This window comes from Streptococcus pseudopneumoniae, assembly GCF_001076775.1.
Lineage (GTDB): Bacteria > Bacillota > Bacilli > Lactobacillales > Streptococcaceae > Streptococcus > Streptococcus pseudopneumoniae_G.
In genome coordinates this window covers 61,479-84,881 of record NZ_JVGV01000020.1, presented here as the reverse complement: position 1 = coordinate 84,881, position 23,403 = coordinate 61,479, and the positions used below count along the sequence as shown (strand labels likewise).

General features: G+C 40.8%; 26 protein-coding genes and 1 riboswitch. Of the genes, 25 read left to right on the top strand and 1 reads right to left on the bottom strand.

What is annotated here, in order from left to right; all coding sequences use genetic code 11:
- Nucleotides 1-308: 308 nt before the first annotated feature.
- On the bottom strand, nt 309-935 hold the full coding sequence (locus ADJ60_RS05860; RefSeq protein ID WP_049543985.1) for a helix-turn-helix domain-containing protein: 627 nt from the start codon (nt 933-935) through the stop codon (nt 309-311).
- A 150-nt stretch (nt 936-1,085) separates the two neighbouring features.
- Between ADJ60_RS05860 and ADJ60_RS05855 the strand changes: the two genes are divergently transcribed.
- From ADJ60_RS05855 to ADJ60_RS05730, 25 genes are all read left to right on the top strand, one after another.
- Entirely contained in the window at nt 1,086-1,256 is a 171-nt protein-coding gene (locus ADJ60_RS05855; RefSeq protein ID WP_239682354.1) for a helix-turn-helix transcriptional regulator, read from the top strand.
- Nucleotides 1,257-1,293: 37 nt separating this feature from the next.
- Entirely contained in the window at nt 1,294-1,923 is a 630-nt protein-coding gene (locus ADJ60_RS05850) for a Rha family transcriptional regulator (protein ID WP_049543981.1), read from the top strand.
- 356 nt (nt 1,924-2,279) lie between these two features.
- A complete protein-coding gene (locus ADJ60_RS05845) occupies nt 2,280-2,573 on the top strand; it encodes a hypothetical protein (RefSeq protein ID WP_049531945.1) in 294 nt (97 codons plus the stop codon).
- Nucleotides 2,574-2,671: 98 nt separating this feature from the next.
- Nucleotides 2,672-2,887, top strand: coding sequence for a hypothetical protein (locus ADJ60_RS05840; RefSeq protein ID WP_049543980.1), 216 nt, complete (start codon nt 2,672-2,674; stop codon nt 2,885-2,887).
- Nucleotides 2,884-3,225 (top strand): DNA-binding phage protein, encoded by a 342-nt coding sequence (locus ADJ60_RS05835; protein WP_049543979.1) that lies wholly within the window; start codon nt 2,884-2,886, stop codon nt 3,223-3,225. Before ADJ60_RS05840 ends, ADJ60_RS05835 begins: the two co-directional genes overlap by 4 nt.
- Nucleotides 3,218-3,490: a hypothetical protein gene (locus ADJ60_RS05830; RefSeq protein ID WP_049543976.1), complete on the top strand. Its 273-nt coding sequence runs from the start codon at nt 3,218-3,220 to the stop codon at nt 3,488-3,490. Before ADJ60_RS05835 ends, ADJ60_RS05830 begins: the two co-directional genes overlap by 8 nt.
- On the top strand, nt 3,487-4,002 hold the full coding sequence (locus tag ADJ60_RS05825; protein WP_049543975.1) for a hypothetical protein: 516 nt from the start codon (nt 3,487-3,489) through the stop codon (nt 4,000-4,002). Before ADJ60_RS05830 ends, ADJ60_RS05825 begins: the two co-directional genes overlap by 4 nt.
- On the top strand, nt 3,995-5,518 hold the full coding sequence (locus ADJ60_RS05820; protein WP_049543974.1) for a DNA primase family protein: 1,524 nt from the start codon (nt 3,995-3,997) through the stop codon (nt 5,516-5,518). Before ADJ60_RS05825 ends, ADJ60_RS05820 begins: the two co-directional genes overlap by 8 nt.
- A gap of 331 nt (nt 5,519-5,849) precedes the next feature.
- A complete protein-coding gene (locus tag ADJ60_RS05815) occupies nt 5,850-6,374 on the top strand; it encodes a hypothetical protein (RefSeq protein WP_049543973.1) in 525 nt (174 codons plus the stop codon).
- Nucleotides 6,375-6,490: 116 nt separating this feature from the next.
- A complete protein-coding gene (locus ADJ60_RS05810; protein WP_049543972.1) occupies nt 6,491-6,805 on the top strand; it encodes a hypothetical protein in 315 nt (104 codons plus the stop codon).
- Nucleotides 6,806-6,922: 117 nt separating this feature from the next.
- Nucleotides 6,923-7,342 carry a DUF1492 domain-containing protein gene (locus tag ADJ60_RS05805; RefSeq protein ID WP_049543971.1) on the top strand — a complete coding sequence of 140 codons (420 nt, stop codon included), beginning with the start codon at nt 6,923-6,925 and terminating at the stop codon, nt 7,340-7,342.
- Complete coding sequence (locus ADJ60_RS05800) at nt 7,342-7,734, top strand: transcriptional regulator (protein WP_049543969.1); 393 nt, start codon at nt 7,342-7,344, stop codon at nt 7,732-7,734. Before ADJ60_RS05805 ends, ADJ60_RS05800 begins: the two co-directional genes overlap by 1 nt.
- A gap of 53 nt (nt 7,735-7,787) precedes the next feature.
- Nucleotides 7,788-7,934 carry a hypothetical protein gene (locus ADJ60_RS11635; RefSeq protein WP_180374977.1) on the top strand — a complete coding sequence of 49 codons (147 nt, stop codon included), beginning with the start codon at nt 7,788-7,790 and terminating at the stop codon, nt 7,932-7,934.
- A 469-nt stretch (nt 7,935-8,403) separates the two neighbouring features.
- Nucleotides 8,404-11,235, top strand: coding sequence for an excinuclease ABC subunit UvrA (gene uvrA, locus ADJ60_RS05795; RefSeq protein ID WP_049543968.1), 2,832 nt, complete (start codon nt 8,404-8,406; stop codon nt 11,233-11,235).
- The gene (locus ADJ60_RS05790) at nt 11,228-12,289 is read left to right on the top strand and encodes a M24 family metallopeptidase (RefSeq protein WP_049543967.1); all 1,062 of its coding nucleotides are present in this window, start codon (nt 11,228-11,230) and stop codon (nt 12,287-12,289) included. Before uvrA ends, ADJ60_RS05790 begins: the two co-directional genes overlap by 8 nt.
- A gap of 57 nt (nt 12,290-12,346) precedes the next feature.
- Nucleotides 12,347-12,497, top strand: a riboswitch (M-box (ykoK) riboswitch).
- Nucleotides 12,498-12,691: 194 nt separating this feature from the next.
- A complete protein-coding gene (gene mgtA / locus ADJ60_RS05785; protein ID WP_000858854.1) occupies nt 12,692-15,352 on the top strand; it encodes a magnesium-translocating P-type ATPase in 2,661 nt (886 codons plus the stop codon).
- A 135-nt stretch (nt 15,353-15,487) separates the two neighbouring features.
- Nucleotides 15,488-15,886 (top strand): transcriptional regulator Spx, encoded by a 399-nt coding sequence (gene spx / locus ADJ60_RS05775; RefSeq protein ID WP_000591165.1) that lies wholly within the window; start codon nt 15,488-15,490, stop codon nt 15,884-15,886.
- A gap of 65 nt (nt 15,887-15,951) precedes the next feature.
- On the top strand, nt 15,952-16,521 hold the full coding sequence (locus ADJ60_RS05770) for an SP0191 family lipoprotein (RefSeq protein ID WP_000725139.1): 570 nt from the start codon (nt 15,952-15,954) through the stop codon (nt 16,519-16,521).
- Nucleotides 16,522-16,607: 86 nt separating this feature from the next.
- Complete coding sequence (locus ADJ60_RS05765; protein ID WP_000507059.1) at nt 16,608-16,874, top strand: IreB family regulatory phosphoprotein; 267 nt, start codon at nt 16,608-16,610, stop codon at nt 16,872-16,874.
- A gap of 3 nt (nt 16,875-16,877) precedes the next feature.
- Nucleotides 16,878-17,297 carry a Holliday junction resolvase RuvX gene (gene ruvX / locus ADJ60_RS05760; protein ID WP_004239076.1) on the top strand — a complete coding sequence of 140 codons (420 nt, stop codon included), beginning with the start codon at nt 16,878-16,880 and terminating at the stop codon, nt 17,295-17,297.
- A gap of 15 nt (nt 17,298-17,312) precedes the next feature.
- Nucleotides 17,313-17,618, top strand: a complete 306-nt coding sequence (locus ADJ60_RS05755) for a DUF1292 domain-containing protein (protein ID WP_000017620.1) — start codon at nt 17,313-17,315, stop codon at nt 17,616-17,618.
- A gap of 306 nt (nt 17,619-17,924) precedes the next feature.
- On the top strand, nt 17,925-19,175 hold the full coding sequence (locus ADJ60_RS05750; RefSeq protein WP_000464318.1) for a folylpolyglutamate synthase/dihydrofolate synthase family protein: 1,251 nt from the start codon (nt 17,925-17,927) through the stop codon (nt 19,173-19,175).
- A gap of 86 nt (nt 19,176-19,261) precedes the next feature.
- Nucleotides 19,262-19,726, top strand: a complete 465-nt coding sequence (locus ADJ60_RS05745) for an SP_0198 family lipoprotein (RefSeq protein WP_049502624.1) — start codon at nt 19,262-19,264, stop codon at nt 19,724-19,726.
- 245 nt (nt 19,727-19,971) lie between these two features.
- Nucleotides 19,972-21,504, top strand: a complete 1,533-nt coding sequence (gene cls, locus ADJ60_RS05740) for a cardiolipin synthase (protein ID WP_049543965.1) — start codon at nt 19,972-19,974, stop codon at nt 21,502-21,504.
- Between the two features lie 255 nt (nt 21,505-21,759).
- Entirely contained in the window at nt 21,760-23,313 is a 1,554-nt protein-coding gene (locus tag ADJ60_RS05730) for a hypothetical protein (protein ID WP_049510973.1), read from the top strand.
- Nucleotides 23,314-23,403 lie beyond the last annotated feature (90 nt).

Below are 23,403 nucleotides of genomic sequence, written 5' to 3'. Positions count from 1 at the left end.
CATTGTAAGTGGTTGACATTTGTTGACATCAAAAAAATTAGTAGATATGGGGCTTATATAGGCTTGAAGTTTGAGCGAACCACGAGAATCCACGCGCTTCAGGATTGTTGAGCATTGTGGCGCGTGGGTATGGTGTAAGTCGCTTTTTAAATGCAAGAGTGGTATAATGATGTTGTAATCATCTTATCGGGAGCGTCCTCTATAGTGTGTAGAGAGTTAACACCAGCTCCATCTGGTTCAATTAGGTTGATTATATTAGATTGGTTAAAGGTAAGGGTATTGACTTACCTTTTTTTTGTTGCTATTGTTCAATTCTCTTGGCTTTGCTTGAATTTTTCTAACTCTTTTAGATAGTCTTCTGCCCAAATCCCCGTTTTTTGATATCGGTCAATTCTGTCTATATATCTTCGATTAAAGTTAGCTTCAATTTCCAAATCCATGATCATATCCATATTATTCTCTGTATAGTCAAGACTAGAAATATATTCTTCTAAGAAATTGGCCTGTGATTCGTAGAATTTTTTCATACCGTTTAAATCCTTAACAGGAATAGGATTTCGGAGATTATAGTTATATAGATTTATAATATCATTCAAGTCTAATCGGATAAAAAATGCACTATCGATAGCTTGTTTGGTATTTTCAAAAGCTTCTTCATCGAGCTCTTCTCTAGTTTTTTCCATGTAATCTAGGATATAGTCCCAGTTATATCGACTTCTAGCAGAACTGCCATATAATAGTTGCTCAACGCTAAGATTTCCTAGTTTTGCTATTTTTAACAAATTTTCTTTGTTAGGCAAATTACGCCCCTTTTCCCAATTATTAACAGTCCCCTTACTGGTATTAAATGCTTTACCAAATTCCTCCATAGTTGCACCTTGATCAAGCCTAATACTTTTAATTCGGTTTCCTACTTCAATATTATTCACTTCCATTTTTTTACCTCGTATTTAAATTATAACTATTTTTTGTTTTTAAGTAAAGAAAAGTATTGACTTTTTAAAAAATATTGGTTACAATTAAGGTATGCAAAAGTAAAGGAGGTGATGAGATTGCCAAAATATAAAATTAAAGGCTACAGAAATATGTTGGGGCTAACCCAAGCAGAGCTAGGAAAAAAATTAGGTATGACAAAGCAAACATACTACAACAAAGAAACAGGGCGTTGCTCATTTACGGATACTGAGAAAATAGCTTTCAAAAAATTGCTATTACCAATGTTTCCAGATATCACTATTGAAGATATATTTTTTTAAACAAAAAGTATGCAAAAGTAAAGATTGGAGTAAGCCAATGGAATTAGTCTATATGGACGGTAAAAAAGAGCCGTATACTACGAGTGAGATCATCGCTGAATGTGCTGGAGTCACTCATCACACAATACAAGAACTTTTAAGGAAGCATAAAGCTGATTTTGAAAGCTACGGAATTATCGCATTTGAAATGCGTAAATTAGACGGGCGAGGGAGACCGATGAAAATCTATCGCTTGAATGAGCAACAAGCGACCTTGCTGATTACTTATCTAAAGAATACCGAACCTGTAAGGCGTTTTAAGATGAACCTGGTCAAAGCATTCTTTGAAATGCGTGAGGAACTTTCTAAGTTTCGTATGCAGAGAGCGCTAGAAAAGCCAAAAAGAAAAACCTTGCATGACAGTATTGAGACATGGCCTAATGCACCAAAGCATGCACATAGCACCATGAACAACCTGCTACTGAAGGCAGTAACCGACAGGAACGCTAAGCAGTTAAGGGAAGAACGTGGGGGCTACAATGGCATTGATAGCTTGACAAGTGACGAGCTGGAGCAATACCAGGCATTTGAGGACATGGTAATAGCTATGATTGGCTTGAATATGAGTTACCAAGAAATCAAGGCTATGGCATTCAGAAATAAAAATACACGCCAAAGAAGCGCGTGATTGCAACAAAAAAGGCTTACCGAGACCAATCAGCAAAGCCTTTCACACTAACACTAAAACGAATTTAACAAAAAGCAGGCAAGCCATTATCAAAAAGGTTTTAGTAAAGATTTATACCTAGATTATAGCATATTTAGGGCAATTTGACCATACGGAGAGCGCCAACTCTTTAAACTGGTACTTTCTCACGCTTTCAATTTGGCGACTCTGAGCGTGAAGATATCGTCTATAAGAAACAACTCAAAAAGCCCCACGCTCAGAAGTTTGGCGACCGAGAGCGTGAGGCTGTAGGCAAGAAAAAAGTATTAAAAAGCCATCGTGGCAAGTATAAAAAGATAGAAAAAGAGGTAAAAAACATGACAACAAAAAAAGCAACATCAAGCCAACAAGTTCTATTATCGGCTAAGAAACTAGCAGAATTAGGGAACGAATTAACCGACATCATGAATGTTTTAGAAATGAATAACCTAGCTCTTGAAGGGCTTGAGTTTGCACTACAGAAAGATACAACCATGTTCTTATGGCTTGCTAAAAAATACACTGATACAGCATACGCCCAGAATGAAAAGCTATACGATCGTCTAAATGAAATAGCCTTTTTGCTTTTGAACAATGACGACGCTAAAGAGCTGGAGGCATACCATGACTAAAGATATTAAAGAAATGGCACAAGCCGAAGACGACTTGCTGAATATGGAACAACCTAAACAAGCGGAATTTATCAAGAACTATAAGGCGAGGGCATAACATGAACGAACTAGATTTAACCAACATACAGGCGATTTTTGTTACCGTGGTATCGATTGGCATATTGCTTTATCTAAACCACCGAGACCGCAAAAAAAGCGCCCAATTTGAGCGAGAAAACCAACAGACGATAGAAACACCTAGCGAGGATTTAAGCCCTGATTATGGGCGTTATATCCAGCTTGCAGGGGTAAGAGTTTACGGAGGAACTGAATGAGTCTATCAGAGAATGACAAACGAGTATTAAGACTAATCAAGGTAGGGGCTGAGAACTCCATAACAGGGGCAGAAATCAGCCTTATAACTAAGCTAACAGAAAGAACAGTACGTGACATCATCAAGCGCCTAGTAGTCAAGCATAACATCCCTATTGTGGGGGTTAGATGTGGTATTTTTAGTGGGTACTTTATCCCAGCGAATAAAGGCGAACTACTAGATGGCGCTAAGGCATTTTACAACCAAGTACAGGAGGAGAGCAAGAGACTAGCAGTGTTGATGAACAGCGACCTAGAAAGCTACAAAGAAACCTTGAAGGAGGTGGGTGGATATGTTTAGCCTAAGCCGAGAAAGTGAGCAAGACTTAGCGCATGGCATTCTGGAGGTAGTGGAAAGATACCTTGAAGCGCGTGACAGACTCAAACCACGACTGACAGGCTTAATATCAGCTCAGGAAGTCATGGACGAGTTAGATATAAAATATTTGACGCTCCAAAAGTGGGAAAAAGCAGGGCTAAGACGATACCAGCCCCCACTAGAAGATACTAGGAAAATCTATTATAGAATTTCTGACTTGATGAAGTTTATGGGGGTGGATGAATGAGGGTGCTGGAGTTAATTCTATCCGCTGACAAATTGCCTTTGTTTGGCTTTCTCAAGTCAAATCCTACTCAAGTATGGAAGAATGGGGAACATTACAAATTTATCTACTTTGAGCCAATAGGCGAGGGCTTGACGGCTTTCCACTACAAAGGTTTGTATGTGGCAGTTAAAGACGAAAACGAGGAAGCAGAGGGCTGGGAACTGACCAGAGATTTAGAGATAGGTTTGGCCAGTCCTGACTTGCTGATGATTCTGAAAGATTTAGAGGTAAACAAATTGACCGAGCAACGGCAGGGGCTTGGCATGGAGTTGAAAGGCTGGATTTTCGACCTGATTTGTAACGGCATTTATACCAGGTACGAGACTTCTCTATTTGTCCGCTTGCTATTTGTGAATGGCTACAGTTTTAGTCAGCTGGTGGACTTGTTTTCTACAATCGTCAAGCGTAAAGACCTAGCAAGCTATTTCCTAGAAGTAGCGACAAAATTCTATAAGGAGGTGGCTTTTGAATAGTGACGACATTGTAAATAAAATCATTGAAGAGAATCAGCAACGTGAACCCATTAAGGTAATAGAAGAATCAGAAAGCTATCTGACAACCTTTAAAGGGGTACAAGGCTTTTTATTCAACGTATGTAAGAATCTTGGGGAAGATAGACCATCTAAATCTTTGGAGGTTGCTGACTTTCTTAGAAAGTATATCCGATTTGTGAGAATCAGACCAGAAGTGCAGGGACAGAAAGCGCCCTTGTATTTCTATCATCCTGATAAGGGGATTTGGTTAGAAGATAACGAGTTACTTCAAGATTTAATCTCAACCATTCAACCTGATACGACAGAAAAACAAGCCTTTGATACGATTTACAAAATCGCTAGACGTAGCCCGTTGAAGTCTATCCAAAATGATTATACGGTTATCGGAAACCAGCTATATAACGCTAGTAAGGAAACGTTTGAACCTTTAACACCTAGCATTATTGTAACTAGAAAAATCCGTACAAGGTACGACCCAGAAGCCTATGAGCCTACTATACACGGTTGGAAGCCCAGCAAGTGGCTTGCTGAATTATTTGACAATGATCAAGAATTATATAACCTAGCTATCCAGATTATTAAAGCAAGTATCACAGGTAGAACCCTAAAAAATATCTTTTGGCTTTATGGCGAGGGTGGGACTGGTAAAGGAACTTTTCAGCAGTTACTTATTAATCTAGTAGGCATGGAGAACGTTGCAAGTCTCAAGATGACTGAGTTCGATAAAAGCCGTTTTTCTACCTCCATTCTGTTAGGTAAGAGTCTGGTTATTGGGGACGACGTACAAAAGGATGCAGTTATTAAAGATACGTCAAATATGTTTAGCCTTGCGACTGGGGACATTATGACTATAGAGGACAAAGGGAAGCGCCCCTATAGTTTACGCTTGAATATGACTATTATCCAGTCATCCAACGGCTTACCAAGAATGAACGGGGACAGGTCAGCGATTGACAGGCGGTTTAAGATTCTACCATTTACCAAGGTCTTTAAAGGGAAACCAAACAAGGCAATTAAAGACGACTACATCAACAGGAAAGAAGTATTAGAGTATCTCACACGCCTAGCCCTTGAAACACCGACAAAGGACATCACACCAGAGAAATCAAAGGAGATTTTGCAAGAATACCATGAGGATAACAACCCAGTTATCGCTTTTGTATCTTCATTCTTTACTGATGAACTATCAAGTGAGTTTTTGCCTAATAGTTTTGTTTTCCATAACTGGAAAGGATTTACGGAATATTATGGGGTGAAACTACACAAGACAGAAATGGGGTTGCATCGAGAGATAAAAAGTAATCTACCAAGTTGGATAACCACAGGCCAGAAAGTAATACCATCAGGGAGACAACTTCATTCTGGTTTCTATCCGCATGAAGATACAGCGCCTTACGCACATCCATATTTTAACGGTAGGGAAAAGCCAGAGCAACGGAGAAAAGCTAGAAATGAACGGGGATACTTTAATGGTAAAGCAAAAAAGAAGCAATAACTTTATACACTTTATACACTTGATAAAAAAGTGTTATACTTGCAACCCTTAGAGCGCCAAGGACTTTATACACTTATACACTTTATACGGCAGGTTTTTTCTTTTACAGTATTAAGCACTATAATTCCTGTAAATTATATAAACTAGTGTATAAAGTGTATAAAGCGTATAAAACAGGGCTTAAACCCTTGATATGACAGGCTTTTAATTTTATACACTTCAAAAATAAAGTGTATAAAACTTTTTCTAAGTGTATAAAAAACATAGATAAAAATGGCAAAAACAAGGTATTTTACATAATTTACCTTAAAACAGAAAGAGGAAAAACAACATGACACTAAAAACATTTTCAGACAAAGCCAAAACATTTACTTTCACTTACGAATTTAAAGACCTAGATACTGCTATGGTAGCAGGTCACGCGCTACTGGGATATATGACTGGAACTTATGAAGTACCATCTATTTCAATAACTCACAAGGATAAAGGGACGCTTGTAGCTGAGTATGTGGAGGATAACAAACTGAACAAGACCTTCAAGCGTATTTGTGACAGTTTTAAAGACTACTACAACCAACCAGTGGACGATGAAGCATTTGAAGAACGTTATAAACGGGAGCGCGTGCTCCAACTCAAGGAGTCAGAGGACTTTGAGAGCTTGCTGAATAAGGTCACAGATTACGAGCTGGAACTATTAGACTATGCTGATCGCTTGCTTTCTGATAAGCCTATCCCTATGGATTCTATGACTGCTTTTGGTACGTTGAAAATGTTGGGTAATGAAAGCATTAACCTACTCCAAAAGTTGGACGTAGAGGGCGAATATAAAGGACTTGCTGATTATTCTGGTCAGTAAACACAGGGGAGCAATCCCCTTTTTGTTAACAAGTCAATAGTTTTGGGTTTTTCCATATAGGGGGAGATAGTGAAGTAGTTGCAATTTACCAAACGAACACCGTAGAAGGGGGAAATATGGAACGCGATAGCCGAGGGAGATTTTTGCCGGGCAATCAAGTAGCAAAAGGCAACAAGGGCAATAGAAAGCCCAAATATGGCAATAGCAACGCTTTGAAGCATGGACTACGCAGAGGATATACCGGATTGTTACCAAGCCTAAAAGGTGGGGTGTCTATATATAAAAATGGTGCATACCTTGGAACGCTACCAGACAAGTATTTCCACCATTCTGAAGATGGGGCGCTTTGGGTAGATTACAACGCTTGTCAGTATTTAATTTCAGTTTGTGGCTTGCCTAAAAGTATGTTTAGCGAACCCGAGGAATGGTAAAGGTGCAGATATTTGAACTCCGAGCGAACGCCGAGAAAATGCAAAAAAAGCCAGCACAGGGCTGACTCCTTTGTGATATATCCGATAAAAATATTATATCATAGAGGAGGCCGAGGTATGACACCAGAGCAGGTAAAAGAAAAACTAGAGGGCGTTAAGTGGATAAGCAAGGAAATCAAAGGCTTATATTTGGAATTGGAGGCCCTGGAAGGTGGTATTATCAAAAAGCCAATACTAAGCCATAGCAGGGTACAGGCAAGCAGAGAGAACAAGACAGAGAACAATCTTATAAGTGTTCTAAAACTAAAAGAGGATACGCTTCAGAGGATTGAGCGACTTACTGAAGAGAGAATGGAAATATCTAGGCTGATTGATAAGTTGGTCAATCCGCTTGAGCGTTCTGTTCTAAGACTTTTTTATTTGAATAATCTAGACGCTTGGCAGGTTGCTGAGGAAATAGATAAATCAAAGACTACAGTATATCGAGTAAAGCAGGAAGCTATAGAACACTTGAGCAAGGTGGAAGGAGCGAACTAATGGAGCTGGATAACTTTAAAACGATGATGAACGTTAGAGAGCGGATGACTTACTTTCTACGTTTCCAGAGGATGGCCGGGAGTGAAAACCAAGTTACAATAGACGAAGAGACTTGGAAACTTGTCTTACCTGATCAGTGGAATTTGACTAGCAAGCATGAAAAGGCAATCCGTGAGGGGTTGGAAATATTCGCCCAAGACATCAATAGCATAGAGAACAAGCAAGCCAGAAAATACTTTATTATCCATTATTACTACATGAGGAAGAAAACAATGAGTGAATGCGTAGAGATGGCAGGTACTAGCTCCACTAGCTACCACCGATACAAACAGATAGCCGTCTTAAACTTTGCGAGAATCCACCAGAACGGAGAGCTAGAGGCATATAAGTAGGCGTCGGTGGTGTTTTGTTGAGAAATGTTGAGATTTAAGTGAGGGGGGATGACATGATTGAAGATTTTTTGATTGATTTGGAGAATATCCAATTAGAAGATATGGAGATAGATTTAAACATGGATATAGACATCGATTTAAACATAGATTTTGACCTTGATGGTTTAGATTTAACCTTACTACAAGAATTAGAAGCATAAATGTTGGCAATTGTAGGCGTAGGCTTCATATTCGCCCCCTATTTTGCTTTGTTTCGTACTGGACAACTAAAACACCACGGACAAACTACAAGCCCTTAGAAACGAATCTGGGGGCTTTTGTGAGGTCATAATCTTATAAACCACGCGCTTCATGGTATAATATACCTATCAGCAACCAGCAATAAAAAAAGCACGTTTGACCGTGCTAGTTTCTTGCCTGCTGAACTCGTCAAATCTTAGCCCTTTTGTGGGGCTTTTTTGCTCCCCTTTTTGCGTACTTTGGGGGAGCAAGTAGTGAAAAGTAATATTAGTGATTTTTGTTAAAAAGCGCGTGATATACGGGTTAGGAAGCCCCAAAGAAACATAAAATAAGCAGTTCTTGATTATACTACAAAATCGGCCTTTTGGGTAATAGAATCTCACTTTTTTTGGTATAATGGTAAGCAATAATGGACTAGAAAGAACAAAAATGCAAGATAAAATTGTCATTCATGGGGCGCGTGCCCATAATTTAAAAAATATTGATGTGGAGATTCCAAGAGACAAGCTGGTTGTTGTGACAGGTTTGTCAGGTTCAGGGAAATCCAGTCTGGCCTTTGATACCCTCTATGCTGAGGGGCAACGCCGCTATGTGGAGAGTTTGTCAGCCTATGCTCGTCAGTTTTTGGGAAATATGGAGAAGCCTGATGTAGATGCCATTGATGGCCTCAGCCCAGCTATTTCCATCGACCAGAAAACGACTAGCAAAAACCCTCGCTCGACGGTGGGAACCACGACTGAAATCAATGACTATCTGCGTCTCCTCTACGCACGTGTGGGGATGCCTTACTGTATCAACGGGCATGGAGCTATCAAGGCTTCTTCTGTGGAGCAAATTGTGGATAAGGTTTTGGAGTTGCCAGAACGCCAACGTCTGCAAATCTTAGCCCCAGTTATCCGTAAGAAAAAAGGACAGCACAAGAGCGTTATTGAAAAAATTCAGAAAGACGGTTATGTTCGTGTCCGTGTGGATGGGGAAGTCTATGATGTGACCGAAGTGCCAGAGTTGTCTAAGAGCAGGCAACACAATATTGATGTCGTGGTTGACCGTATTGTCATCAAGGAGGGTATTCGTAGTCGTCTCTTTGATTCCATTGAGGCAGCCCTTCGTATCTCAGAAGGCTATGTCATTATCGACACCATGGACGACTCTGAGTTGCTCTTCTCTGAGCATTATGCCTGTCCAGTTTGTGGCTTTACTGTTCCAGAGTTAGAGCCTCGTCTCTTCTCATTCAATGCTCCTTTTGGTTCTTGTAGTGAGTGTGATGGCTTAGGCATCAAGCTGGAGGTGGATACTGATTTGGTAGTGCCAGATGCCAGCAAAACGCTACGCGAGGGAGCCTTGGCACCTTGGAATCCTATCTCATCCAACTACTATCCAAATATGCTGGAACAAGCCATGACAGCCTTTGGAGTGGATATGGATAAGCCTTTTGAGGACTTGTCAGAAGAAGATAAGAACTTGATTCTCTACGGCTCAGATGGCAAGGAATTCCATTTCCACTATGAGAATGAATTTGGTGGTGTGCGCGATATTGACATTCCTTTTGAGGGAGTTGTCAATAATATTAAACGTCGCTACCATGAGACCAATAGTGACTACACCCGCACCCAGATGCGTCTCTACATGAATGAGCTGACCTGCGGAACCTGTCGTGGCTATCGTCTTAATGATCAGGCCTTGTCTGTCCGTGTAGGTGGCGAGCAAGGGCCACATATCGGAGAAATTTCAGACCTGTCTATCGCAGACCACTTGGAATTGGTGAGCCAGCTGACCTTGTCTGAAAATGAAGCCATCATTGCTCGGCCTATTCTCAAGGAAATCAAGGATCGTTTGACCTTCCTTAATAACGTGGGTCTTAACTATTTGACTCTGTCTCGTTCAGCAGGAACCCTTTCAGGTGGGGAAAGTCAGCGTATTCGCTTGGCAACCCAGATTGGTTCTAACCTATCAGGTGTCCTTTATATTCTAGACGAGCCGTCAATCGGTCTTCACCAGAGGGATAATGACCGTCTGATTGCCAGTCTCAAAAAGATGCGTGATTTGGGTAATACTCTCATAGTAGTGGAACATGACGAAGATACCATGCGTGAGGCGGATTATCTGATTGACGTTGGTCCCGGTGCAGGTGTTTTTGGTGGAGAGATTGTCGCTGCAGGTACGCCCAAGCAGGTTGCTCGCAATAGCAAGTCTATCACAGGCCAGTACTTGTCAGGCAAACGTGCTATTCCAGTGCCAACAGAGCGCCGTGCCGGAAATGGTCGTTTTATCGAAGTGACAGGAGCGCGTGAGAACAACTTGCAAAATGTCACAGCTCGCTTTCCACTAGGAAAATTCATCGCGGTGACAGGGGTATCGGGTTCAGGGAAATCGACCCTAATCAATAGCATTCTCAAAAAAGCTATTGCTCAGAAGCTTAACCGCAATTCAGATAAGCCTGGTAAGTTTAAAACGATGACAGGGATTGAGAATGTTGATCGTTTGATTGATATTGACCAGAGCCCTATCGGACGAACGCCGAGATCCAACCCTGCTACCTATACAGGAGTTTTTGACGATATACGTGACCTTTTTGCTCAGACAAACGAAGCCAAGATTCGAGGCTACAAGAAGGGTCGTTTCAGTTTCAACGTCAAGGGTGGTCGCTGTGAAGCTTGCTCAGGTGACGGGATTATCAAGATCGAGATGCACTTCTTGCCAGATGTTTATGTGGCTTGTGAAGTTTGCCACGGAACCCGCTATAACAGTGAAACCCTTGAAGTTCACTACAAGGAAAAGAATATCTCGCAGGTCTTGGATATGACGGTCAACGATGCGGTAGAATTTTTCCAACACATTCCGAAAATTCAACGCAAACTTCAGACCATCAAGGATGTGGGACTGGGCTATGTGACGCTAGGGCAACCAGCTACCACCCTTTCTGGGGGAGAAGCCCAGCGTATGAAGCTGGCTAGTGAACTCCACAAACGATCGACAGGAAAATCTTTCTACATTCTGGATGAGCCGACGACAGGTCTTCATACCGAGGATATCGCTCGCTTGCTTAAGGTTTTAGCTCGCTTTGTAGACGATGGCAATACAGTCCTCGTCATTGAGCACAATCTAGACGTTATTAAGACTGCAGACCATATTATTGACTTGGGACCTGAGGGCGGTGTCGGTGGTGGAACCATCATCGCAACAGGAACTCCAGAAGAAGTAGCGGCCAATGAAGCCAGCTACACAGGACACTATTTGAAAGGAAAGTTACATCATGAATAAACGTGTACAAGCATTTCTAGCTAAAATGCAAGAAAAAGAACTAGATGGCATCATCATCAATAACCTTAAAAACGTCTATTATTTGACTGGTTTTTGGGGCTCAAACGGAACAGTCTTCATCAGCCGTGACCGTCAGGTCTTGGTGACAGACTCTCGCTATATCATTGCAGCTAAGCAAGAAACCAGTGGGTTTGAGATTGTGGCTGATCGTGATGAATTGGCTGTCATTGCAGGCATTGTTAAGGATATGGGCTTGTCTCGAATCGGTTTTGAGGATGAGATTTCAGTATCTTATTACCACCGTATGCAGGTAGCCTTTGAAGGAATTGACTTGCTTCCACAAACTCAGTTTGTTGAAGGTCTTCGAATGATTAAGGATGAGGCAGAGATTGCAGCGATTCGCAAGGCTTGTTCTATCTCAGACCAAGCTTTCCGCGATGCGCTTGACTTTATTAAGCCAGGAAAAACTGAAATTGAAATTGCCAACTTCCTTGACTTCCGTATGCGTGAGTTGGGAGCATCTGGCTTATCTTTTGACACTATTCTAGCTAGTGGTATCAACTCTTCCAAACCTCATGCTCATCCTATGCACAAACCAGTGGAACTAGGAGAAGCCGTTACTATGGACTTCGGTTGCCTTTATGACCACTATGTCAGTGATATGACCCGGACTATCTACTTGGGACACGTCAGTGATGAGCAGGCAGAGATTTACAATACGGTTCTCAAAGCCAACCAAGCCTTGATTGACCAAGCTAAGGCTGGCTTAGGTTTCCGTGACTTTGACAAAATTCCTCGTGATATTATCATTGAAGCAGGCTATGGCGACTACTTTACCCACGGTATCGGACACGGTATTGGGCTGGATATTCATGAAGAGCCTTACTTTAGCCAAACTTCTACAGAAACTATTAAGGCAGGTATGGCCTTGACCGATGAACCAGGTATCTACATCGAAGGCAAATATGGCGTTCGTATTGAGGATGATATCCTGATTACAGAGACAGGTTGTGAATTGTTGACCCTAGCTCCAAAAGAGTTGATAGTTATCTAAGAATTAAACAACTCAGATGATTGACTTTTAAATTTTAAAGGTTTATACTGAAAGACGAAAACGGTAGGTGAGGCTACCATAGGGATACGGATGACTACCGCAAAGCAGTGGAGACACTACTCGTTGGTCAACAGTCCTGGTCGCGAAGGCCAAGACTAAGCTCATTACATTGCCCTATGGAGTTAAAGCTTGAACGAAAAACAGATAATTAGTTTTTTAATCCTGCCATTTTATGGTGGGATTTTCTACTGTTTAAATCAAAGAAAGGAGATAGACGATGCAAATTGACGATCATCCGGAACCGCACATACACAGCCAATCGCTGATTTGTGTCGTTCTACCCTTATAAAGTGATTGGTCTCTGTGTATGAAACACATCATTCATACAGATAGGAGAAACCAATGAAAACTACAAAAGAAAGATTAGCAACAGCTATTCATACATCTTTAAACGAAACTCTATCTTTTTATAAGACAAGTCTAACAGGCTTGACTGAGGAGCAGGTGGAGAAAAATCGTGACCTATATGGCGAAAATACCATCACAAAGGGTCAAGAAGACAGTATCCTCAAAAAGATTTACGAATCCATTATCAATCCTTTTACCATCATCTTGCTGGTCATCGCCATGATTTCCTTGGTGACCAATGTCTGGTTGGCAAAACCAGGTCAAGAAGATCCGACAACTTCCATTATCATCGTTGTCCTAGTCCTCATTTCTGGTGGCATACGCTTTGTCCAAGAACTCCGTAGTGATAAGGCTGCGACCAATCTATCAAAAATGATTGTCAACACAGCGACTGTCATTCGTCAAGGAGAAATCCAAGAAGTACCTATCGATGATTTGGTAGTAGGTGACGTGGTTAAATTAAGCGCTGGAGACATGATTCCAGCAGATCTTCTTTTATTTGAGTCGCGCGATTTCTTTGTACAACAGTCGGGCTTGACAGGTGAAAGTGAATCGGTTGAAAAATTGGCCTTGACCAAGGCAACAGTTCAACAATCTGATAGTCTGCTGGAAGCAGAAGCGCTCGCCTTTATGGGAACCAATGTCTTGTCTGGTAGTGCTAAGGCCGTGGTTTTGGCGGTTGGTGATGATACCATGATGGGGGCCATTGAGCAGACTTTGAACACCTATGACGAGCCTACTTCGTTTGAGCGAGAAATGAATAGTATTTCGTGGCTCTTGATTCGTTTGATGCTGGTCATGGTGCCCATCGTTTTCTTGTCCAATGGTTTAACAGATGGCGACTGGTTGGAAGCTGGCGTATTTGCTTTGAGTGTTGGTGTTGGGCTTACACCTGAGATGCTTCCTATGATTATCACGGCCAGTCTAGCAAAAGGCTCCATCATTATGGCCAAGGAAAAAGTGGTTATCAAGAAACTCAATGCCATACAGGACTTAGGGGCGATTGATATTTTGTGTACAGATAAGACAGGAACTCTAACCCAAGACGAAATTGTCCTTGAATATCCCTTGGACATCCACGGACGCTTGGATTTGACCGTCTTGAGACGAGCTTATCTCAATTCTTATTTTCAAACGGGCTTGAAAAATTTGATGGACAGAGCCATCATCAAACGGACTGAAAAGGAAGCAAAAGAACACGCCCTCTTGCAAAATCTGGCTCAAACTTTTCAAAAAATAGATGAGCTTCCCTTTGATTTTGAACGTAGACGGATGAGTGTTATCGTTAAGGATGAACACGAAGTTGTTAGTTTGGTAACCAAGGGTGCCCTAGAGGAGATGTTGACGATTTCCAGTTATGCGGAATACCAAGGAGTGATTACTCCCTTGACAGATGTTATTAGAGAAGAAATTTTAGCAGAAGTCAGACAACTAAATCAACAAGGTTTGCGTGTCTTGGGAGTGGCCTATAAGTCAGGTTTGAGGGAAGGCCATGCCTATACAGTTGATGACGAAGGGGATATGATTCTAACTGGTTATTTAGCCTTCCTAGATCCTCCTAAACCATCTGCAGCACCAGCAATTAAGGCTCTGTTAGAACATGGGGTTCAAACAAAGATTTTGACGGGAGACAACGAAAAAGTTACCCAAGCAGTCTGTGAAAAGGTTGGTTTGGATATCAATCAGATGCTGTTAGGGTCTGAAATTGACCAGATGAGTGATCAAGAATTGGCTCAAGCCGTAGAGGAGGTAACAGTCTTTGCCAAGCTTTCACCTGACCAAAAAGCGAGGATTATTTTGCAATTTAAGGCTAATGGTCATGCTGTTGGCTATATGGGAGATGGGATCAATGATGCTCCTTCTATGAAAGTTGCAGATGTGGGGATTTCTGTTGATACAGCAGTAGATATTGCCAAAGAAACAGCTGATGTTATCCTACTTGATAAGGATCTCATGGTACTTGAAAAAGGACTTGTTGAAGGGCGTAAGGTCTATGCCAATATGACCAAATATATCAAAATGACAGTGAGTTCTAATTTTGGGAATATCTTATCCCTTTTGGTTTCTGGAATCTTTTTACCATTTTTACCGATGGCTCCAGTCCATTTGATTATCCTAAATCTAGTCTATGATTTGTCTTGTATTGCCTTGCCTTTTGACAAGGTGGATAAAGATTTTTTGAGAAATCCGCATATATGGGAAGCTAAGTCCATCACACGTTTCATGGTTTGGATGGGGCCTATCTCTTCTGCCTTTGACATTTTGACCTTTATTTTGCTCTATTTTATCATTGTACCCATGACGACAGGTCAAGCCTATGTCCATGGAGCGGAGTCTGCTGTAGGATTTATTGTCTTGTTTCAGACAGGTTGGTTTATCGAGTCCATGTGGTCACAGACCATGGTTATCCATATGCTGCGTTCAGCCAAAATTCCCTTTTTACAAAGTCGTCCAGCTTGGCTAGTCCTTGTGACAACCCTATTGGCTGCAGCCTTTGTGACCTTCCTTCCCTACAGTCCACTAGCTAGCCTTCTCCATCTAACTCCTTTAAAATCGATTTATTTCATCTTTTTACTTTTCATCATTATTTTGTATATGATTAGTGTGACAATTGTGAAAAAAATCTATATCAAGAAATATCAAGAATGGCTGTAAATTTCATTTTGTCAAGAAAAAAGTACGAAAATGACGAAAAAAGTCAAAAAAATTTAAAAATAGGTCGCAAGTCGGATGTTTTTTATGGTATAATAGACTAAACTGATAGTAACATGTAGCGAAAGGGGTAGGTACATGATTAAAATTTATACAGTCTCAAGTTGTACTAGCTGTAAAAAAGCAAAAACCTGGCTCAATGCCCACCAGTTAAGTTATAAAGAACAAAACCTTGGTAAAGAAGGAATTACGAGAGAAGAATTACTGGATATTCTAACCAAAACAGATAACGGAATAGCCAGCATCGTTTCATCTAAAAATCGCTATGCCAAAGCCCTTGGAGTGGATATTGAAGATTTGAGCGTCAATGAAGTCCTCAATCTGATTATGGAAACGCCGAGAATTTTAAAGAGCCCAATCCTTGTAGATGAAAAACGCCTGCAAGTTGGCTATAAGGAAGACGATATTCGTGCCTTCCTACCACGCTCTGTCCGTAATGTAGAAAATGCAGAAGCACGTTTGCGTGCAGCTTTATAAACATCAAGACTGGGAGCAATTCCCAGTCTTATTCTATTTTAATTTCAAAAAGAAAGAAGAAAGAAATGAAGAAAATAGTTCTTGTTAGTCTAGCTTTCCTTTTTGTCCTGGTTGGTTGCGGACAGAAAAAAGAAACTGGACCAGCTACAAAAACAGAAAAGGATACGCTTCAGTCGGCATTGCCAGTTATTGAAAATGCTGAGAAGAATACAGTTGTAACCAAGACTTTGGTCTTGCCCAAGTCAGATGATGGCAGCCAGCAAACCCAAACAATTACGTACAAAGACAAGACTTTTTTGAGCTTAACGATTCAACAAAAGCGTCCAGTCTCTGATGAGTTGAAAACTTATATTGACCAACACGGAGTGGAAGAAACTCAAAAAGCTCTTCTCGAGGCAGAGGAGAAGGATGAGGCCATCATAGAAGCTCGTAAATTAGCAGGATTTAAGCTTGAAACCAAACTATTGAGTGCAACTGAACTTCAAACAACGACTAGTTTTGATTTTCAAGTTTTGGATGTCAAGAAGGCTTCTCAGTTAGAATATTTGAAGAACATTGGTTTAGAAAATCTCTTGAAGAATGAACCAAGCAAATATATTTCAGATAGATTGGCAAATGGCGCGACAGAACAATAGAAAATCCAAATAAATAGACTGCCTGAATTGTAGAACGTAAGGAATTATGCTATAATGGTACTATTCTAAGGAAAGAGGGTGTTAGAATGGGATTTACTGAAGAAACAGTACGTTTTAAATTGGACGATTCCAATAAAAAAGAAATTAGCGAAACTCTGACTGATGTTTATGCTTCGTTGAACGATAAGGGCTACAACCCGATCAACCAAATCGTAGGTTACGTATTGAGTGGAGACCCTGCCTACGTTCCTCGTTATAATAATGCACGAAATCAAATCCGTAAGTATGAGCGCGATGAAATCGTTGAAGAATTGGTCCGCTACTACCTTAAAGGACAAGGAGTCGATCTATAACCTATGAGAATTATGGGATTAGACGTCGGTTCAAAAACGGTAGGGGTGGCTATTAGCGATCCGCTGGGTTTTACAGCTCAAGGACTTGAAATCATCCAAATCAATGAGGAACAAGGCCAATTTGGTTTTGACCGCGTTAAGGAGTTGGTTGATACTTACAAGGTGGAACGATTTGTAGTGGGCTTGCCTAAAAACATGAACAATACAAGCGGACCGCGCGTGGAAGCTAGTCAAGCCTACGGAGCAAAGCTAGAAGAGCTTTTTGGTTTACCAGTAGACTATCAAGATGAACGCTTGACAACAGTTGCCGCAGAGCGCATGTTGATTGAACAAGCAGATATTAGTCGCAATAAGCGCAAGAAAGTCATTGATAAGTTAGCAGCTCAGCTGATTTTACAAAATTATTTAGATAGAAAATTTTAATACAAAGGAGAGGCTATGTCACACGATCATAACCACGACCACGAAGAACGTGAATTAATCACACTAGTAGATGAGCAAGGAAATGAAACCTTGTTTGAAATCCTTTTGACCATTGACGGAAAAGAAGAATTTGGTAAAAACTATGTTCTTCTAGTACCAGTTAACGCAGAAGAAGACGAAGACGGACAAGTTGAAATCCAAGCTTACTCATTCATCGAAAACGAAGATGGAACAGAAGGTGAATTGCAACCAATCCCAGAAGACTCAGAAGACGAATGGAACATGATTGAAGAAGTCTTCAACAGCTTTATGGAGGAGTAAACACGTCCAGTGGACGTGTTTAGCCCTGCGCTAGAAATTAGAAACGCAGGCACATCCAGTGGATGTTTTTAGCCCTGCTTTTAGAAAAAAGAAAGAGCAGGCAGTCTGGGAGACTGTATCACCCCAACTCCTAGAAATTGGGAAGAGTTGGGACATTCAGTGGATGTTTTACCCCACGTTAATATTCATAGTAGCTAGTTATTAGCTAACCAGGTGAGAGGTCGGGACGAAAATCCTGGCCTCGTTTTTGTTAGTTATGAGACTTTATTGAGGCAGTTGATTGAACCTGTAATTAAGGAGATGTATATGTTTGAAGTAGAAGAATGGCTCCATAGTCGGATTGGTTTGAATTTTCGATCAGGCTTGGGCCGAATGCAACAAGCGGTGGATTTGTTGGGGAATCCCGAGAAGTCTTATCCTATTATCCACGTAACAGGAACTAATGGAAAAGGATCTACCATTGCTTTTATGAGGGAGTTATTTATGGGGCATGGCAAAAAAGTTGCGACTTTCACCTCCCCTCATATCGTCTCTATCAATGATCGAATCTGCATTAACGGGCAACCAATAGCTGATGCAGACTTCATCCGTTTGGCTAATAAGGTCAAGGAGATGGAGAAAACGCTCCTGCAAACCCATGACCAGTTGTCTTTTTTTGAATTGCTGACCTTGATTGCTTTTCTTTATTTTAGAGAGCAAGCGGTGGATTTGCTTTTACTAGAAGTGGGAATTGGTGGTTTACTAGACACGACCAATGTGGTAACTGGAGAGATTGCTGTCATCACTTCCATCGGACTTGATCATCAGGAGACTCTGGGTGACAGTATAGCAGCAATTGCAGAGCAGAAAGCTGGTATTTTTAAGGCTGGTAAAAAGGCAGTGATTGCTAAGTTGCCTTCAGAAGCTAGGCTTGTTTGTCAGAAAAAAGCAGAATCTTTAGCTGTTGACCTTTATCAGGCAGGTCAGGATTTTTCAATGCTGAATGGGGATTTTTCAAGCTCTTTGGCTAACCTTTCACAGTTGAAAATAGGCTTGGAAGGAGCTTATCAGCAGGAAAATGCGGCCTTGGCGCTACAAACGTTTCTTCTCTTTATGAGAGAAGGAAAGGAAGCTGTTGATGAACAGGTTGTAAGACAGGCTTTGGAGAAGACCCATTGGGCTGGGCGTTTGGAGCGTATTCGTCCTCAAATTTACTTGGACGGTGCTCATAACCTCCCTGCCTTGACTCGCTTGGTTGAATTTACTAAAGAAAAAGAGCAGGAAGGATATCGTCCTCAAATCCTATTTGGAGCCTTGAAAAGGAAGGATTATCAAGGGATGTTGGCTTATCTGACTGAAAAATTGCCTCAGGTGGAACTCAAGGTGACCGGCTTTGACTATCAAGGTTCTTTGGATGAAACAGATGTAACAGGTTACGATGTAATTCCTTCTTATCGCGAATTTATCAGCAGTTTCGAAGAAAGAGCAGACACTCAAGACTTGTTATTCATTACAGGGTCTCTCTATTTTATCTCAGAAGTACGGGGCTACTTGCTGGCCCATGAGCAGATAAATTGACCTCCTTTTTTGAACTTGTTATACTAGGAAAACTACTAGTTAGAAGGAAAAACTTCTGTAAATTGGTAGCAGAAAGGAAATTCATCATGAAATTAAAAAGATTCACACTTTCTCTTGCTTCTCTAGCAAGTCTTAGTCTCTTAGTAGCTTGTTCACAAAGAGCTCAACAAGTTCAACAACCAGTAGCTCAATCGCAAACACAACAAACTCAGCAATCACAACCTGCTGCTTCATCTTCGGCAGAAAATTCAAACCAGGCAGCGACAAGTTCTTCACAAAATACGCCTGAGGCTCAACCAACCAATATTGATGGAACTTATACTGGTCAGGACGAAGGAGACCGTATCACTTTAGTGGTAACTGGAACAACTGGTACATGGACACAGGTAGAAACTGACGGAGATCAAGAAATCAAGCAGGTTAGCTTCGATGCCGCTAATCAACGCATGATTATTGGGGATGATGTCAAGATTTATGCAATTAATGGCAATCAGATGATTATTGACGATAGGGATAGAGAAGCGTCTGATCGCATTGTTTTATCAAAATAGACTGGAAGGAGACTGGTTTTGTCAGTCTCTTTTGCTTTTACTCAGAAAAATGATTATAAATACTTGCCTTCTACCGAATACCTGCGTTATACTAGTATCATACTCAATGAAAATCAAAGAGCAAACTAGGAAGCTAGCCGCAGGCTGTACTTAAGTACGGCAAGGTGAAGCTGACTTTGATTGTGGTTTGAATTCGAAGAGTATCAATTACCTGTTTTTAGCATTCAAACTATCAAGGAGGGGATATGAAATATAGGAAATTTCAATTATTGATGTCCAAGTATGGCTTTAGTCTTTCGATTATGCTGCTTGAACTGTGTCTTGTTTTTGGTCTCTTTCTTTATTTAGGGCGGATGGCCCCTATTTTATGGATTATTGTCTTAATCTTTATGAGTATGGCGACCATTGTCGCTATTGTCAACCGTTCCATGGCGCCTGAAAGCAAGGTAATGTGGTTAGTGGTGACTTTTGTTCCTATCATTGGCCCCCTGCTCTATCTGATGTTTGGTGAAAGGCGATTGTCCAAAAAAGAAATCAAGCAGTTGGACAAACTTGGTTCCATGCATTTTCGGGAGGATAATAGCAAAGCTCTCCGCCAGAAATTGAAGGAAGATGATAAGGCGGCTTACGGAGTTATCAAATCTTTGTTGAGTATGGATAGCAATGCCGACGTCTATGATCGAACAGATTCACAATTCTTTTCTTCGGGTGAAAGCATGTGGCAACATATGTTGGAAGACCTCAAGAAAGCTGAGAAATTTATCTTTCTAGAGTACTATATTGTCGAAGAAGGTCTGATGTGGAATAGCATACTAGATATACTAGAGCAAAAGGCAGCTCAGGGTGTAGAGATCAAGATGCTCTATGATGATATCGGCTGTATGGCGACTTTACCTGGAGACTATACTGTTCAGCTTCGTAGTCGAGGAATTGAAGCCCATAAATTTAACAAGGTGATTCCTCGCTTGACGGTGGCTTACAACAATCGGGACCATCGGAAAATCCTTGTCATAGATGGTCAGGTAGCCTATACAGGAGGGATTAACTTAGCCGATGAGTACATCAATCATGTAGAACGCTTTGGCTACTGGAAGGACAGTGGGATTCGCATAGATGGCCCTGGTGTCAAGGCTCTAACCCGTCTCTTTTTGATGACTTGGTACATCAATCGTGGGGAAATCAGCGATTTTGACCAGTATCACCTGGAAAATCAACCTCGTTCTGGCCAAGGGATCTGCATTCCTTACGGTAGTGGACCCAAGCCCATATTCCGTACCCAGGTAGGGAAAAAAGTCTATCAAAGTTTGATTAATCAGGCTACTGATTCAGTCTATATCACAACGCCCTATTTGATTATTGACTATGATTTAACTGAGAGTATTAAAAACGCGGCCATGAGGGGTGTTGATGTCCGCATCGTGACTCCTTTCATTCCGGATAAAAAATTGATCCAACTCATCACAAGAGGGGCCTATCCGGATCTTTTGTCAGCAGGAGTCAGGATTTTTGAGTATAGTCCAGGCTTTATCCATAGTAAACAAATTTTAGTGGATAAGGATTTTGCTGCAGTTGGAACCATTAACTTAGATTATAGAAGTTTGCTTCACCACTATGAAAATGCAGTCTTGCTATATAAAACAGAATCAATTGCTGAGATTCAAAAAGATTTTCGGGAGATTTTTTCATCATCGCAAGAAATTTTCCCTCATACGATAAAAAATAGCTGGTATCAAAAATTGATTAAGGAAATTGCCCAGTTATTCGCCCCTATCTTATAAGAAATCTAGGACTGAGGACACAAACCAGTCCTCTTTTTCTTGCTTTTTACGAATAGAAAGATATAGGGAGGGACGATGCTGACTCAGAAAGAATTGGATTATATCATGTCATTTAAACAGACGCATTTACACCGATTTCGGGAAATTGAAACCTTTGTGAAACTATGCAAAAAATCGCTCAAACAGCCATCGCAAGCTGACAATTTTAGGTCTTTTTGATATACTAAGACAGATAAATTGAATAGGAGAAACGACATGGCTGTATATGGCAGAATAGAAGAAGTATCCAAAACGATACAGAGTAATGAGATTGAAAATAGATTGGATAGGAACCTTGAATCTCATGTAGAAAAAGAAGAACAGGTAGCTTTTCCGTTTTTCAGACTCATCATTGGAAGTACGATTGCAACGGTTTTTTCTGTGGTGCTACCTTTACTTTTAGATATGGTAAGTCCCTCTCAGGCGCAGGATTTGTATATAGGGTGGGCTTTACATCAGGGAGGACAGCTTTACAGTAGCTATTATGCAAGTCACGGTCTTATTTATTACTTGCTACTTTACATCACCCAAGGAGGCATCCTTTTTGCCTTGGTAGAATGGCTAGCCCTCTTAGGAGGAGGTTACTTCCTCTTTTCTTCAACTGACTATCTGACGGGACAAAGGGAACAAGCCAAGCAACTCCTAACCATATTTTATATTTTGGTATCCGGTCTCGGTTTTGGCGGAGGATATGCTACGATTTTAGCTTTGCCATTTCTGTTTGCAGGATTTTCGTTCATAGCAGCTTATCTATCAACTCCTAACCATGACAAGGGATTTCTACGTCTGGGGATTTTCTTGGCCCTATCATTTTTCATAGAGCCTCTTACAAGTCTTCTCTTTATTGCAGTAGTAACAATTGGTTTGTTTGTCTTTAATGTTGGGCATGGTCGCCTTGCTCATGGAGTTTATCAGTTTTTTGCAGCAGCACTTGGCTTTTCTCTCATTTTTTACCCAGTAGGATATTATGTTCTTGCTTCAGGTGGCTTTGGAGAAGCTCTAGGAAGTCTTTTATATCCGATTGATTCCCTTCAGGTCTTTATCAATCCCCAACTAATGGATAATGTTCTATTCTATGGTTTGTTGACCTTTGGTTTAGGAGCTCTCTTCCTTGTTTTTCTAGGTTTGTTCCAATCAAAGGCATCAAGATTATATGTTATTTCAGTACCAGCTAGTTTTGCTTTCATATTTGTATTAGCCTTGTTGCTTTTTTCTCAAGAACCTCTTCACGGTTCGTGTTTGATTCTAATCCTTCCATTTTTACTCCTTCTTTTGATGACCAGTATTCGTGGGAAACATTCAGCTAGAGGAGATCGTCGTCGGAGAAGAGAAGAAGCTCCTACTTTATGGAAAAAATTTATGAAGGGGAATCTCTACTTACCTATCCTAGTGGTGGTTTATCTGATTGCAATTCCTTTTGTGGCTCGTTTTGTTTTGCATCCAGCTTCTTATAGAGAACAACATCAAGTAGTAGACAGAGTCAAACAAGAGACGAGTGATGGTGACCAAATCTATATTTGGGATTCTCATGTTCAAATGTATAAAGAAAGTCAGCGTTTGGCTGGATCCATGTTCCCATCACCTCTTCTTTATACGAATACAGAAGAAAATAAAACTACCTTGATTCATGACTTGAAAGAAAACCAACCTAAGGTGATTGTGGTAAACGACAAGGTGGCTCTCTGGTCTGAGGCGGAGACACTCTTAAAAGAAAATTATCAACAAGTAAAGACTGATTATTCAGAGTTTAAAGTCTATAAAATCAAATAGCCAAATCAATATCTTGTGTATTTTTAAAAATTTTAGGATTTTTAACACAAGATATTGATTTTTATTTTTAGAGTGGTATAATACTTTTTA

Excerpts from the sequence above, each read along its gene's own strand:
- ADJ60_RS05860 (WP_049543985.1), bottom strand. The coding sequence starts at position 935 with ATGGAAGTGAATAATATTGAAGTAGGAAACCGAATTAAAAGTATTAGG.
- ADJ60_RS05855 (WP_239682354.1), top strand. The coding sequence starts at position 1,086 with ATGTTGGGGCTAACCCAAGCAGAGCTAGGAAAAAAATTAGGTATGACA.
- ADJ60_RS05850 (WP_049543981.1), top strand. The coding sequence starts at position 1,294 with ATGGAATTAGTCTATATGGACGGTAAAAAAGAGCCGTATACTACGAGT.
- ADJ60_RS05845 (WP_049531945.1), top strand. The coding sequence starts at position 2,280 with ATGACAACAAAAAAAGCAACATCAAGCCAACAAGTTCTATTATCGGCT.
- ADJ60_RS05840 (WP_049543980.1), top strand. The coding sequence starts at position 2,672 with ATGAACGAACTAGATTTAACCAACATACAGGCGATTTTTGTTACCGTG.
- ADJ60_RS05835 (WP_049543979.1), top strand. The coding sequence starts at position 2,884 with ATGAGTCTATCAGAGAATGACAAACGAGTATTAAGACTAATCAAGGTA.
- ADJ60_RS05830 (WP_049543976.1), top strand. The coding sequence starts at position 3,218 with ATGTTTAGCCTAAGCCGAGAAAGTGAGCAAGACTTAGCGCATGGCATT.
- ADJ60_RS05825 (WP_049543975.1), top strand. The coding sequence starts at position 3,487 with ATGAGGGTGCTGGAGTTAATTCTATCCGCTGACAAATTGCCTTTGTTT.
- ADJ60_RS05815 (WP_049543973.1), top strand. The coding sequence starts at position 5,850 with ATGACACTAAAAACATTTTCAGACAAAGCCAAAACATTTACTTTCACT.
- ADJ60_RS05810 (WP_049543972.1), top strand. The coding sequence starts at position 6,491 with ATGGAACGCGATAGCCGAGGGAGATTTTTGCCGGGCAATCAAGTAGCA.
- ADJ60_RS05805 (WP_049543971.1), top strand. The coding sequence starts at position 6,923 with ATGACACCAGAGCAGGTAAAAGAAAAACTAGAGGGCGTTAAGTGGATA.
- ADJ60_RS05800 (WP_049543969.1), top strand. The coding sequence starts at position 7,342 with ATGGAGCTGGATAACTTTAAAACGATGATGAACGTTAGAGAGCGGATG.
- ADJ60_RS11635 (WP_180374977.1), top strand. The coding sequence starts at position 7,788 with ATGATTGAAGATTTTTTGATTGATTTGGAGAATATCCAATTAGAAGAT.
- uvrA (WP_049543968.1), top strand. The coding sequence starts at position 8,404 with ATGCAAGATAAAATTGTCATTCATGGGGCGCGTGCCCATAATTTAAAA.
- ADJ60_RS05790 (WP_049543967.1), top strand. The coding sequence starts at position 11,228 with ATGAATAAACGTGTACAAGCATTTCTAGCTAAAATGCAAGAAAAAGAA.
- mgtA (WP_000858854.1), top strand. The coding sequence starts at position 12,692 with ATGAAAACTACAAAAGAAAGATTAGCAACAGCTATTCATACATCTTTA.
- spx (WP_000591165.1), top strand. The coding sequence starts at position 15,488 with ATGATTAAAATTTATACAGTCTCAAGTTGTACTAGCTGTAAAAAAGCA.
- ADJ60_RS05770 (WP_000725139.1), top strand. The coding sequence starts at position 15,952 with ATGAAGAAAATAGTTCTTGTTAGTCTAGCTTTCCTTTTTGTCCTGGTT.
- ADJ60_RS05765 (WP_000507059.1), top strand. The coding sequence starts at position 16,608 with ATGGGATTTACTGAAGAAACAGTACGTTTTAAATTGGACGATTCCAAT.
- ruvX (WP_004239076.1), top strand. The coding sequence starts at position 16,878 with ATGAGAATTATGGGATTAGACGTCGGTTCAAAAACGGTAGGGGTGGCT.
- ADJ60_RS05755 (WP_000017620.1), top strand. The coding sequence starts at position 17,313 with ATGTCACACGATCATAACCACGACCACGAAGAACGTGAATTAATCACA.
- ADJ60_RS05750 (WP_000464318.1), top strand. The coding sequence starts at position 17,925 with ATGTTTGAAGTAGAAGAATGGCTCCATAGTCGGATTGGTTTGAATTTT.
- ADJ60_RS05745 (WP_049502624.1), top strand. The coding sequence starts at position 19,262 with ATGAAATTAAAAAGATTCACACTTTCTCTTGCTTCTCTAGCAAGTCTT.
- cls (WP_049543965.1), top strand. The coding sequence starts at position 19,972 with ATGAAATATAGGAAATTTCAATTATTGATGTCCAAGTATGGCTTTAGT.
- ADJ60_RS05730 (WP_049510973.1), top strand. The coding sequence starts at position 21,760 with ATGGCTGTATATGGCAGAATAGAAGAAGTATCCAAAACGATACAGAGT.